At 54.0% G+C, this 13,198-nt stretch carries 12 protein-coding genes; 10 read left to right on the forward strand and 2 right to left on the reverse strand.

Annotated elements, in window-relative coordinates; all coding sequences use genetic code 11:
• Window positions 1–70 precede the first annotated feature (70 nt).
• From ACR0IU_RS01765 to ACR0IU_RS01785, 5 genes are all read left to right on the forward strand, one after another.
• Window positions 71–943, forward strand: a complete 873-nt coding sequence (locus ACR0IU_RS01765) for an ATPase (protein WP_170778844.1) — start codon at window positions 71–73, stop codon at window positions 941–943.
• Between the two features lie 38 nt (window positions 944–981).
• Entirely contained in the window at window positions 982–1,899 is a 918-nt protein-coding gene (metA, locus tag ACR0IU_RS01770; protein WP_319547038.1) for a homoserine O-acetyltransferase MetA, read from the forward strand.
• Window positions 1,889–2,842 (forward strand): alpha/beta fold hydrolase, encoded by a 954-nt coding sequence (locus ACR0IU_RS01775; protein ID WP_480715035.1) that lies wholly within the window; start codon window positions 1,889–1,891, stop codon window positions 2,840–2,842. Before metA ends, ACR0IU_RS01775 begins: the two co-directional genes overlap by 11 nt.
• Window positions 2,843–2,891: 49 nt before the next feature.
• Window positions 2,892–3,761, forward strand: coding sequence for a polyphosphate kinase 2 (gene ppk2, locus ACR0IU_RS01780; protein WP_480715036.1), 870 nt, complete (start codon window positions 2,892–2,894; stop codon window positions 3,759–3,761).
• Window positions 3,762–3,844: 83 nt separating this feature from the next.
• The gene (locus ACR0IU_RS01785; RefSeq protein ID WP_170778851.1) at window positions 3,845–4,459 is read left to right on the forward strand and encodes a TetR/AcrR family transcriptional regulator; all 615 of its coding nucleotides are present in this window, start codon (window positions 3,845–3,847) and stop codon (window positions 4,457–4,459) included.
• 24 nt (window positions 4,460–4,483) lie between these two features.
• On the opposite strand, the gene ACR0IU_RS01790 is transcribed toward ACR0IU_RS01785, so the two are convergent.
• Window positions 4,484–5,809 (reverse strand): tetratricopeptide repeat protein, encoded by a 1,326-nt coding sequence (locus ACR0IU_RS01790; protein ID WP_480715037.1) that lies wholly within the window; start codon window positions 5,807–5,809, stop codon window positions 4,484–4,486.
• Window positions 5,810–5,905: 96 nt separating this feature from the next.
• Between ACR0IU_RS01790 and ACR0IU_RS01795 the strand changes: the two genes are divergently transcribed.
• From ACR0IU_RS01795 to ACR0IU_RS01815, 5 genes are all read left to right on the forward strand, one after another.
• Window positions 5,906–6,214 (forward strand): hypothetical protein, encoded by a 309-nt coding sequence (locus ACR0IU_RS01795; RefSeq protein WP_480715038.1) that lies wholly within the window; start codon window positions 5,906–5,908, stop codon window positions 6,212–6,214.
• 1 nt (window position 6,215) lies between these two features.
• Window positions 6,216–7,856 carry a sulfatase-like hydrolase/transferase gene (locus ACR0IU_RS01800; protein WP_480715039.1) on the forward strand — a complete coding sequence of 547 codons (1,641 nt, stop codon included), beginning with the start codon at window positions 6,216–6,218 and terminating at the stop codon, window positions 7,854–7,856.
• Window positions 7,857–7,955: 99 nt separating this feature from the next.
• Window positions 7,956–9,623, forward strand: coding sequence for a sulfatase-like hydrolase/transferase (locus ACR0IU_RS01805; RefSeq protein ID WP_480715040.1), 1,668 nt, complete (start codon window positions 7,956–7,958; stop codon window positions 9,621–9,623).
• Between the two features lie 45 nt (window positions 9,624–9,668).
• Window positions 9,669–10,913 (forward strand): DUF3179 domain-containing (seleno)protein, encoded by a 1,245-nt coding sequence (locus ACR0IU_RS01810; protein WP_480715041.1) that lies wholly within the window; start codon window positions 9,669–9,671, stop codon window positions 10,911–10,913.
• 77 nt (window positions 10,914–10,990) lie between these two features.
• Complete coding sequence (locus ACR0IU_RS01815) at window positions 10,991–11,743, forward strand: outer membrane protein (RefSeq protein ID WP_480715042.1); 753 nt, start codon at window positions 10,991–10,993, stop codon at window positions 11,741–11,743.
• A gap of 85 nt (window positions 11,744–11,828) precedes the next feature.
• Here ACR0IU_RS01815 and ACR0IU_RS01820 read toward each other — a convergent pair whose 3' ends face one another.
• The gene (locus tag ACR0IU_RS01820; protein ID WP_480715043.1) at window positions 11,829–13,136 is read right to left on the reverse strand and encodes an aminotransferase class I/II-fold pyridoxal phosphate-dependent enzyme; all 1,308 of its coding nucleotides are present in this window, start codon (window positions 13,134–13,136) and stop codon (window positions 11,829–11,831) included.
• Between the last annotated feature and the right edge of the window lie 62 nt (window positions 13,137–13,198).

Below are 13,198 nucleotides of genomic sequence, written 5' to 3' on the forward strand. Positions count from 1 at the left end.
GGAACACAGCAGCACAATTGACGCCGCGATCAGCCCGATTTAGCTAATGCAAAACAAGGGATGGTGGCGCATGATCTACAACTCGGCAAAGGACTGGCGCGACGCTGCGCGAAAGAAAGTACTGTTCTTCGGTATGTCCGGGTTGGGGAAATCCTATGTCTCGAACACTCTTCGGGATGCAGGTGATTGGTTCCACTACTCGATCGATTACCGGATCGGGACACGCTACATGGGCGAATACATCGCCGACAACGCCAAGGCCGAAGCGATGAAAGTGCCCTTTCTGCGCGATCTTCTGCTATCGGATTCGATCTATATCGGATCGAACATCACGTTCGAAAACCTGACCCCCGTCTCCGCCTATCTGGGCAAACCCGGCAATCCCGGGCTTGGCGGTCTTGAAATCTCGGAATACCGGCTTCGCCAGGAACAGTTCCGACTGGCAGAGATTCACGCCCTGTTGGATACCAAGTATTTTATCGACCGAGCCGAGCGCCTGTACAGCTATCCGCATTTTATCTGCGATACCGGTGGCTCTATCTGCGAGTGGGTCGAGCCCGAAGATCCGAACGACCAGGTCCTGTCCGAGCTATCGCGCCAGACGCTGATGATCTGGATCAAGGGCGATGAGGCCCATACTGAGGAATTGGTAAAACGTTTCGACAAGGCCCCAAAGCCCATGTCTTACCAAGCCGAGTTCCTGCAGCGGGTCTGGGATGAATACCTTGCCCTTAACGACTGCCAAGGATCCGCGGTCGATCCGGACGCGTTCATACGCTGGACCTATGCGCAAGCGCTGGCGCACCGACAACCGAGATATGAAGCGATGGCGCGAAACTGGGGCGTCACAATCGCCGCCGACGATATCGCCAAGGTCCGCGACAGCAGTGATTTCGATGAGTTGATCGAACGCACCCTTGAGACCCGCGCCAACCCCGCCTAAGTTCCAGACTTCTTTCGCAGATTCAACAGCGTGACCAAATGCCGATCAAAATTCCTTCCGACCTGCCCGCCTTTGACGTCCTGACCAATGAGGGCGTCATGGTCATGGCCGAAGATCAGGCCGCACGGCAGGATATTCGCCCCTTGCGGATCGGCCTGTTGAATCTGATGCCCAAGAAAATTCAGACCGAAAACCAATTTGCGCGTCTGATCGGGGCGACACCTTTGCAGATCGAACTTTCGCTGATCCGTATGACCGAGCATCAGACCAAAAACACCGCTGCCGAGCATATGGCCGAATTCTACCATCCTTTTCAGGAGGTAAAGGACCAGAAATTTGATGGGTTGATCATTACGGGTGCCCCAATCGAGCACCTTGATTTCGCTGATGTCACCTATTGGGACGAAATCCGTGAAGTGTTCGAGTGGACGCAAACCAATGTGCATTCCACCTTCGGCGTCTGTTGGGGTGGCATGGCCATGATCAACCATTTTCACGATGTCAAAAAACATATGCTGGATGCAAAGGCCTTCGGGTGTTTCCGGCATCGAAATCTTGCGCCAGCATCGCCGTTTTTACGTGGTTTTTCTGACGATTGCGTGATCCCAGTAAGCCGCTGGACCGAGATGCGGCAGTATGAAATCGACGCAGTACCTGATCTGATCACACTGCTTGGCAGCGATGATGTGGGCCCCTGCCTGATCGAAGATCCAGCACATCGGGCACTCTATATCTTCAACCATTTCGAGTATGACAGCGACACGCTCAAGCAGGAATATGACCGGGACGTTGCCAACGGTACACCGATCAATGTCCCTATAAATTACTACCCTGACGATGATCCAAGCCAGAATCCGCAGAACCGCTGGCGCAGCCATGCGCACCTGCTTTATGGCAACTGGATCAATTCCATCTATCAGACAACCCCCTTTGATTTGGAAAAAATTGGCCAGTAAACTATTGATAACAATTGGCATTGCGCTGACAGCCGTTGCCATAGTCACTGCCTGGCGTGGTACGCAACGCGAAAGCAGTGCCGAAGCTTCGTTTCCTGCTGAAGGTCAGATCCTGGATGTCGATGGTATCTCTGTACATGCCGTCGTCATGGGCGAAGGTCCGGATGTCGTGCTGATCCACGGTTCCAGCGGGAATACGCGCGACATGACATTTGCGTTGGCACCGATCTTAGCAGAAAGCTATCGTGTCATCGTATTCGATCGCCCCGGACTGGGTTATTCTGAAAGCTTTAACCCAGACGGAGAAACCATTGTTGAACAAGCAGAAATCCTACAGAAAGCTGCCTCAGAACTTGGTGCTGAAAAACCCGTTGTTGCTGGGCAAAGCTATGGCGGGTCAGTCGCACTTGCCTGGGCAGTCACACGGCCTGACAATATCGCCGCTCTCGTTTTGATCGCTCCTGCAGCTATCCCTTGGGAGACGCCATTGGACGCATTCAACACAATGGGCGCAACAACCATCGGCAACGCACTTGGCCTGCCGTTGGTCAGCGCCTTCGTTCCTGACTGGTTCGTTTCGAAAGCACTGGATCAGGTTTTTGCGCCGCAAGTAGCCCCCGAAGGTTATGCGGAACATTTCGGCCCCGGTCTGACCATGCGCCGCGCATCGATGCATGCTAATGCCAAACAGCGAGCAAATCTGCTGGACGAAATCACCGAACTTCAACCTCGCTATAACGAGATTACGGTTCCAACTGAAATAGTCCACGGCACCGCCGATACGACCGTTGGGCTGGATTGGCATTCTGAGCGCCTGATAGAGCAAATACCAAGTGCGGAGTTGGTCGAACTGAACGGTATCGGTCACATGCCTCAGGTAGTTGCCGCACCGGAGGTCGCAGCCGCAATCGACCGTGCCGCCGCACGTGCGGGTTTGCGTTAACCCCATCCGTAATCCATAGTAAGTTATGGATTTTATGGCGAGGCCGCACATGACCAAATCAGAACATGGCGCTATCGAGAGCTATTTTCGCAATGACGCGCCCAAGACTGTTCAATCGGTCATTGAGCAGGCCAAAAAAGGGGAAATTCTAAACCCGACCTACCCTTACCCGAAAAAGATGAAGGGCAAGGAATATGACGAGCAGATGCAGGGTTTGCAGATCGAGCTGGTCAAGATGCAGCGGTGGGTCAAGAACACTGATCAGCGCGTCGCCATCCTGTTCGAAGGACGCGATGCAGCGGGGAAAGGTGGAACAATCAAAAGGTTCCGGGAAAACCTTAATCCACGGGGTGCGCGCAATGTTGCGCTTAGCAAACCATCAGATGCTGAACGCAGCCAGTGGTATTTTCAACGCTATATTTCACACCTACCCTCTGCCGGAGAAATCGTGTTCTTTGATCGCAGCTGGTATAACCGGGGCGTTGTTGAAAACGTCTTTGGTTTTTGCACGACAGATGAGCGTGAGCGGTTCTTCAGACAGGTTCTGCCTCTGGAAATGGGGTTCAAGAATGACGGGATCCACATGTTCAAGTTCTGGCTGAATGTAGGTCGCTCAGAACAACTGAACCGCTTTCTAGCCCGCGAGACCGACCCTTTGAAGCAGTGGAAACTCAGCCCAATCGACATAGCTGGCCTGCACAAGTGGGACGAATACAGCCAATCAATTTCCGAAACGCTGACCCGCAGCCATTCCGAAGATTGCCCCTGGACGATCATACGGTCCGATGACAAAAAACGCGCTCGCCTGGCCGCCATTCGCACAGTGCTCAGCGGGTTGGATTATGATGGCAAAGATGCCGACGTGGTTGGCGAGCCAGACAAAACGATCAGTGGTGGACCGGAAATCTGGGATGCCTGAACTTGGTATGGGGCAATACACGAACTGCGCTGGATTAGGTCATGACCTGTGCATATATACCCGTATAAGCACTTGAGGACGGGATGACAAAGCGCGGATATCACCACGGAAATCTGAAGCAGGCCCTGATCGAGGCTGCCTTGTCTCTGATTGAACAAAAAGGTCCGACCGGATTTACCCTGTCCGAGGCCGCCAAGACGGCTGGGGTGACGCCCGCAGCGGTCTATCGACATTATGAAGGGCGCGAAGATCTGATTGCTGAGGCCGCGCGACAAGGCTTTGAGATGTTCGCTGATCTGATGCAATTTGCCTATGACAAGGGGCAACCGTCGGCACTGGCAGCATTTGAAGCCACTGGGCGCGCCTATCTAGCCTTTGCGCGCAAGCACCCAGGCCACTACATCGCGATGTTCGAAAGCGGTATATCCCTGAACCGAACGCCCGAATTGGCCCTCGCCGCCAATCGCGCAAAAAATGTGCTGGAAAAAGCTGCTGGCGATTTGTCTCAACACATACCGCCAGAGAAAAGACCCCCTGCTTCGATGTTCAGTGCTCACATTTGGGCGATGAGTCACGGTGTCGTTGAACTTTATGCGCGCAATACCGGTGCAAGCTCTCCCTTCCCTCCTGAAGACCTGCTCGAAAGTGGGATCGGTATCTACCTACGCGGTTTGGGGCTGGTCGCGCAGGACGACTAACAGGATTGCCAATTCCAGAGCATGTCAATCTGCTGTCAGGGGCGCATTGTCCCGCTCCATAACTACACCAGCGGCTTTCATCGCTTCGACAAGTGCGTCGACCGGTTGTGGCTGTTGGAAAACCCGCCGTTTTAAGGTTTCCAGTGGAAAATCGGGCCAGGTCTTTTGGTAAACACTTGCGAGCCGACGCGCCTCAGTCTGCTCTCCGTTGTTCCAGCGCGCCGCCATCAGATATGCCGCGGAAATCGGGCCGAAGGGGCCACCACGCGCGATAGTATCTTCGTAGCTTCGAATCGCGGCCGTAAAATCACCAGAATGAAATTGAGCTGACCCGAGCACATTCCCGAACACAAGCGCACCGCTGCTTTCCGCCAGTTTTTCATATCGCTCTGATTGCGAAATGATATACGTAAAGTTCATTGTGTAGAGCGAGATTAGCGCATCAAATTCAGCTATATGTGGATCTGTTGGTGCAAGATCGACCGCCCTGCGGGACAACGCCGTAGCCTTGTCGTAGTTACCCAACCCGAATTCCAACCAGGCGCGCGATGAAAGTGCCCATGCCGCATCCGGCTCGATTTCCAGCGCATGAGCACTGTTTTCGTCTGCCACAGCAAGCATATCAGTGGCTGCAGGATCGGTAGACTGAAGAATGGCAAGCATGGTTTCGACCTGAGCGGCCCCCGCGTACCCGCAGAAATATAGCGGATCACGCTCAATCGCGGTTTTAAAGATCAATAACGCGGGTTTCAGGCGCGGCAAGTTAACAACCGGAAACATCACATCCTGTCCGGCACTACACAGATTCATCGCCTCGACCCGCGCCGGAGACACGTCATAGATCGCGGACTGCTCGGCTTTTACATCGCTCGATGGCCATTGCTTTGTAAGGACGGTGCCTCCGACGCCACCCAGCGCAACAAGGGTGATAGCCATCGCCGACATCACACTTATACGCCACAGATTTGTTAACTTTCGGTGCTGGCGCGTCCCCGGTCTGAACTCTGGTGCATAACGACCAACGGGCAGCGATATCATGATCGGATCAGACGCGCCGGCTCCACCGTAATAGGCCTTCAACTTTCGTCGCATCCGACCAGCATCTACCCGCACAACGCCTTCTCGTTTTGTCAGCTCGTCAGCGCTGTAGCCATAAACATCCATCGCGATCGTTTTTGCGCGAATTTCATCGGTCCGTCCGGCAAGAGCCTCGTCGACGACATACGTCAAGAAAGACCGCATCCGGGCCGATCCCTTAAATCCTGCCGAGTCTAAAACACGCTCAAGCGCAGCACGTACATCTTCAGCAGAGAAGTTACGCTTATTGTCGTCTTGCTTCCCATCCCCCATGCCGGTCAAGAACTATCCTTTCACAATAAGGACTTGTGGACATGTTGCTACCGTAGCATGCGGCTTATAACGTTCAAGAAAATTCCTGCGGAGCGCATGCTGACCGAGCAACCAGCTTCGAAAGTCCTGCCGATGGTCGATAGTGATTTCATTGAGGATCAGTTCCCTGAACACGCTAATCTTCTGCAAAGTTTACGCACCGAGGACAGTGAATTTGACCGGATATGTCTGGATTACCAAGAGATCTTTACTGAAATCGCTCTTTTGCAGCCCTCAAACACGCCTCAGCAAACTCGGTTCCTGGCCGATTTGGCCGAAACCCTCGCCGATCTGCGCTGCAGTATCGAAACCAGAATAGTTGAAGCTCAAAACATGCCTCAGAATTTTGGCAAACCCGGAGATTAAAATGAAACTAATACCCATCCTGTCTTCGTTAATTCTGACCACCGGAGCGGCATTCGCCCAGCAGTCTCCGATCATTCACGACGGCGAGTTCAATTTTCTGCGCGCCCAATTTGGCGATGCATGGGACGCGCAGGATGCCGAGATTGACGCAAAGCTAGCTGAAATTCGCGAGGCGAATGGCGGTAATCCACCCAATTTTCTGTACATTCTGATCGATGACATCAGTTTTGGTCAAATGGGTGACCGCAAGATGAACTACGTGATGGGCATCGAGACACCCAGTATCAACCAGTTCGCCACCGAAGGCCTATCGTTGATGCGCATGTATACCGAGCCATCCTGCACACCGACGCGGACTGCCATGCTTACAGGTCGCCACCCTGTCCGCGCCGGGGTATCAGAAGTCAAAGTTGCGTTGGTGGGCGAAGGCCTGCCTGCCAGTGAAGTAACCCTGCCCGAGATATTGAAGGAAGTTGGCTACAACACAGTACATGTTGGCAAATGGCATCAAGGCGATATCGAACAGGCCTACCCGCACAATCAGGGCTTCGACTGGGCAGCGTTTCCCCTGCATCAACAGGTTCAACTAAGCCTTATGACCCCCGAGGCGATGCGCGCAAATAACATGCTCGGATACGTACCCGAAGGGCAAAACAACCAGTTTCTTCTGGACGAACGTTTCAAGCCATACGGTTTGGTGACCGGGGTTGAGGCCGTGGTAGGCGGCACTGCCCGTGAGGTGGACATGTCACCGGGCGAGGTTTGGACCCAAGCCAAATACGAAGAGATGAACGAACGCTATCAACGTCAGGCCCTTGAGCAGCTAGAACGTGCTGCAGCCGAAGAAGAACCGTTTTTCCTGCAATATTGGCCTCTCTACCCCCTTAATTTTGTCTATGCGGATAAGGCGCTCTCTCGCAATGGTGGCTTTCACGCCGACAAACTGCAGCTGCTGGATGGATGGATTGGTGATCTTCTGACCAAGCTTGAACAGACTGGAGAAGCCGACAATACGATTGTGGTACTGATGGCCGACAATGGGCTGATGTACCACTACGAGGGAACCTCAGGCCTTAATCAGCTGATCTATCGCGGTGGTAAGACCCAACATCTGGAAGGCGGCGTACGCACGGACGCTTTCATACGCTGGCCCGGCGTGATCGAAGCGGACAGCGCAGCCGGTGATATCTTTCACGTGTCGGATATCTACACCACCATGGCGCGGATTGCAGGTGCGACTGATCATATCCCACGTGACCGCATTATCGACGGGATCGATCAGACAGCGCTGTTGCTGAATGGAGAAGGTCATGGTCGACGCGACTATGTATATGTCTACGAAGGCCCTGTTCTGCGCTCGGTGGTCAAACAGGAATTCAAGATGCACCTGCCCGCGCCCGGCCAACCCGGTGCGGCAGCCCCGACCTTCAACATCTATCGCGACCCACGTGAACTGCACCCGTTGGTTGGGTACTCGCTGTGGGCCGGAGCTTCGTTTCAGGACATGATCAAACGCCATCAGAAAATGATCGCCAAACATCCGCATTCCGAGATCGGGCGAGGCATCCCTTATGAGGGTATCGACAACCTGCGCCCGGAATCCGAACTGACCCGCGATGTGTTCATGGGCTGGCAGAATTGAAATCTACAGAAAATCTTGTTTACATATGATAATGTTTAAATGTGACGGCCGCTGCAAAAGCGTTTGCCTTCCACCAAGCAGATGACCGGGGGATATGGGATGAAGATTTCAGGGGTATTGGCTTTGTTTGTCAGCCTTGCAGCGCAGGCCGCGTCGGCACAAGACAATCCAATCCAACACGATGCCGAGTTTTACATTCTGCAAGCACAACACGCAGAACAATGGGTGCAGGATGATACCGCTGTTGATGATGCTCTGACCGCTTTTCGTGGCCGTAACAATGGGCAGCCCCCGAACATAATCAGCGTTCTGATCGACGATATGGGCTTCGGCGATATGGGCATACCCGAACTCAACGCGGTGCGAGGTTATGAGACGCCGAATATCAACGACTTTTCGGATCAGGCCATGCGAATGGTGCGTATGTATACCGAACCTTCGTGTACGCCGACCCGCGTGGCGCAGATGACCGGACGGTTGCCTGTACGCATGGGTATGGGCGATACAACGGTTGACATTGCCGGGTTTGGCTTGCCGGAAAACGAGGTCACCCTGGCCGAGATTCTGAAACAGGCGGGTTACGCGACCAGCCATGTAGGCAAATGGCACATGGGTGATATCGCCGAAAGTTGGGCGATGAATCAGGGATTTGACTATGCCCAGCACGCCATCCACCAACAGGGCCAGCTAACGATCTTCAATGATGATGCGATCAAAGAACAGGTCTCGGTCGCAATCCAGGACTATGACGACAAATACACGCTGGACGGTTGGTTCCGGCCGGACTCGGCCGCGATGATGACAGTCATCGAAGGGGAAACCGGCGGGCCGATCCGCGAAATTCGCATGGAAACCGGAGAGCGCTGGAACGCTGCAAAATACGATGAGATGAACCAGGCGTTTCAAGACAAGACGATGGAAGAACTGGATCGCCTCGCAAGTGGGGAAGACCCGTTTTTCCTGCAATACTGGCCGATGATCCCGCTGGACAACACCCGGGCCGGACGTTCCGGACCAGAGAGCGTGAATGGTGGTCTGTATGTCGACAAGATGCAGTTACTGGATCAGTGGCTGGGCGACTTGTTTGCGCGCATCGAAGAACTGGGCTTAACGGAAAACACCGTGGTTGTGGTCATGGGGGATAACGGCCACTTCACCAAATACGCGCCGCAATCCGGGTTCACCCCGCTGATCTATGCGGGCGGCAAAGGCGACACGACCGAGGGAGGTATCCGCGTTGACGCCTTTATCCGCTGGCCCGGCATGATCGAGGCTGACGGGTTGCTCAACAGCATCATCCACGTCTCGGACCTCTATACAACGCTGTCGCGTTTTGCTGGGGCAGATCAGTACATTCCGCGGGATCGTCTGGTGGATGGCGTGGACCAATCTGCCGCCCTGTTGTTTGCCGACGAATCCAAGGCCCGACGCGATCACGTCATCGTCTATTCCGTGAACAAACCCGAGGCGATCGTGAAGGACCAGCTTAAGCTGAAACTGCCGGGACCTGGCGAAAGCGCTATTCTGGCAAAGTTCTTTGATCTCTACCGAGATACACGCGAGGAATATTCAGTTTCGACCGAGGTTGGCGCCTGGGGAGGGCAGGAATTCGCACGCATTCTTGGCCGCCACATGGCCCGCAAAGAGAAATTTCCCGACACCGCGCCAGCTTATGGTGTGCCATATGAAGGGATCGAGAACATCCGCCCCGAAACCCAGCAAGCGGTCGAGGCTTTCCTGATCAAACGCCAATCCCCTCAGCAATAACACCGTGCAACGGAAATCACGCGCTCAAGACTTTAGGATCATGACATGATTGGACTACTTCTGTTTGCACTGGGTTTGATCGGATCACTCGGAATCGGGTTCATCTATTTCCGAGATCTTGGCGATGTGTCCCAGATGCTGCTGAAGGTGAAGCGCGAGAACATGGTGCGCTTCATCCGTCATGAATATCGCCTGATCGCCATTGGGTTGGGGGCATTTGTTGTCGCAACTCTTGTACATTTCATACTTGGTGCAGGTCCGTTCTGGCTGTGGCTGGTGTCGGCAGTGCTGGTCCTTTTCTTCTATGGATTCCCCTACGTCTGGGTTCATCTGGGGCTGAGAAACCAACTAAATACCGCGCAGTACTTCCCTATTGACGAGGCCCGTAAATACGTAGGGCCGACCGCGCCCGTGATGGTGATCGACAACAACAGCCACGCTCGTGCACACCCCGACGCGCAGATCATGCGACCGCATCTTGCCGGTAATGAAAAAGGGCTTGGTGGAGAAGACGTCGTCATGACGTATTGTGCCATGGCCAATCTTGGTCAGGGGTACACTCCAAGAATAGAGGGTAAGCGCCTGAATCTCGAGGTTCTCGCCCAGCACGGCAATAACCTGATCCTGCGCGACAACGAAAGCGGCGAGCCGATTCAGCAGATATATGGCTTTCGTGAAGCGGACCAGAATCCAAACACAGATGGCCTCGCATGCCCTCTCCGGCCCGAGGCCCGGATGAAACCGTGGCCTACCTACCGGATGACATTTCGCGGCTTTCAGAAAGCCTACCCGGATGGAGAGGTTTTCCTGAATGAACCTTCCCCAAACCCATTGCTGCGCCTGCTTGATATGATGACCGAAATCACCTTTGGGTGGGGGATTGGCCGTCAACATCAGGAAGACGCTCCGGTGATGGACAACATGGATCGTTCAGACGATCGGTTGCCGAATAAAACCTATGTCTGGGGGATTACCATTGGGCAGGATGCCACCTGCTGGACCGATGATTTCGTCGTCGACAACGATTGGATCGTCAACGCAACGGTCGGAGGTCGGGATGTCGTCGTCAGCCTTGATCCCAAATTTGAAAGTTTAGGCGTCTGGTACAATGACAGTGGGCAACCCGTGACCAAATGCGACTTTTGGGGAATGTCTGATCAAGGGCAACTGCAGCGGGTCGAAACTCTACGTGCAGGCATATTCTGGCATGTCTGGTCCGAGTTCTTTCCCAGCACTGATATCAATCGTGTTGGCGTTGGTTCTGGCAAAACCGAGGATGAAGCAGCCTGACCGCAAGTCAAAACTGCGCGGATTTTCGCTGCACAGTAACGAAAATTGGAAACAAGATCTTTGATGGGAGAGCAATAATGGGTGCGACACGAAATTGGAGAGGACCACTCCTTGGAATCTCATTGGCGGGCGCAATGGCGTCAATGGCCTCGGCCCAACAGTCCGACTGGTCATACGAGGCCTCAATCTACCTGTTCATGCCGGAAACAGAAACGTCGCTGGATACCCCGCTGGGCACATTAGATGGCACGCTAAGCTTTTCCGACGCGTTGGAGAATTTGGACTTTGCCTTTATGGCTGCATTCGGAGCGACCAATGGGCGTTGGTCATTCCTGGCAGACTACAATTATACAGACCTGTCTTTCAGCAGCGACACACCTGGCCCGGCGAGCTCGGGCTTGGACACCTCTTTCACCACTCAGTTTCTGAGCGGATATGCAGGATATCGGGTCTATGACGATCAAGACGCATATGTTGATATCGTCGGCGGCTTTAGGTGGTTCAGCACTGAAACTGAATTCGACCTGCAACCCGGTGCTGCTCCTGGGCGCCGAACAACGGTCGATGCAAGCTGGACTGATCCTGTGATTGGTGCCCGCGCACGCATCAGGTTCTCGGACAAATGGTCTGGCACCGGGTTTGTTGATTATGGCGGTTTCCGGAGCGGGAGCGAAACATGGCAAGTTCTTCTAACTGCCGACTACGCAATCAATGACCGTTGGCTGATCCGGGGTGGGTATCGCTATATCTCATTTGACCACGACATCGATGGTAACGACTTTAAGTTTGATCAATCCGGTCCGCTGTTGGGTGCTACCTACCGTTTTTGATCTGCGATAGGCAGTTTGCATTGGCTCAACCAACGAAGGTTGGTAGGGCCGACAATGTTCAGCGACTTGGTCGGCCATCCTGTTTTCAGTTCACAAAATGCAGCGTGTCAAATTCACGCCGCCATGCGGATACCTCTGACTGGATTTGTTCCCCGCCCAGGCCACGCATTATCAAATTAGCCAAACGCTCGGCATCCCCAGAGGTCATGCCCCACCGCACCAGTTCTGGTGTGCCGATACGAAGACCGTTCCTATCGCCTTCCACTAACTCCACCGGCAATCCAATACCGCAAGCGAGGAACCCGCATTTGCGAAGCAGCTTAGATGCTGCCTGACCTCCTCCATATGGGGTAGCCAATACCGCGAACTGGTGAGAGTTGGTGAAGCCCTGTGATCCGGAAAAGACGGGAACACCCTTTGTATCCAATGCGTTGGAGAGAGCTTTGGCCATCGAAATCATCTCAATCGCATAGGCAGAACCATACGCTTTCCAATCCAACATCGTGACAGCAAGCGCCGCAGTTTTGGCCACATCGAAGTTGGCCGTCATACCAGGGAAAGCGATTGCATCCAGCGCCTTTGCGATTTCTTCGTCATCCGTTACGATCAGGCCCCCAGCCGGTCCTCCGAGGCTTTTGTAAGTGCTCATGGTCATGAAATGTGCACCCTCTTTCAACGGGTTGGACCAAGCGCGCCCCGCGATGATGCCGCATTGATGGGCCGCATCGAACATAACCTTGGCACCGATTTCATCAGCTATCGCACGCACTTCGGCGACGGGATGTTCAAACAGGTTAAGACTGCCGCCGATGGTAATCAGCCTTGGTCGTTCGGTTTTTGCCAACGCTCTCAACTGATCCAGATCGACGGTATAGCCATCAGCGTAAACAGGAGCTTCGACGGTACGCAGGCCAAAGAGACCCGCGCAACCCGCCAGATGATGTGTCACATGCCCCCCAATTGATCCAGGTGGAGCTATGATAGTGTCGCCAGCTTTGCAGGTCGCCATAAAGCCATAGAGGTTGGCAATCGCCCCAGAGGGCACCCGGACCTCAGCGAACCGAGTATCAAAAACCTCGGCGCAAAGCTCTGCCGCGATAACCTCGATCTGTTCGATTGCTTCCAGACCCATTTCATATTTGTCACCGGGATAGCCCAACGAGGGCCGCGACCCAATCCCCGAAGACAAAAGCGCCTCGGCCTTTGGGTTCATGACATTTGTGGCAGGGTTCAGGTTAAAGCACTCTTGCTCGTGTATGCGGCGGTTTTCCTCTGCAAGATGCTCGATCCGCACCATCAGGTCATCTGAAGATGCCGATTCCGCCTTTTTTGCGATATCTTGAACCAGTGCTTCGCTTGCGGTGGGCACCCAGTCTCTTTGTGCAAGTGTCATCTGACATCCTCCTAGTTTTTGCCACTTTGGCGGCAGTCGCGTGACATCGCAAAGCAGAAATG

The organism is Ruegeria sp. CL5 (assembly GCF_056536485.1).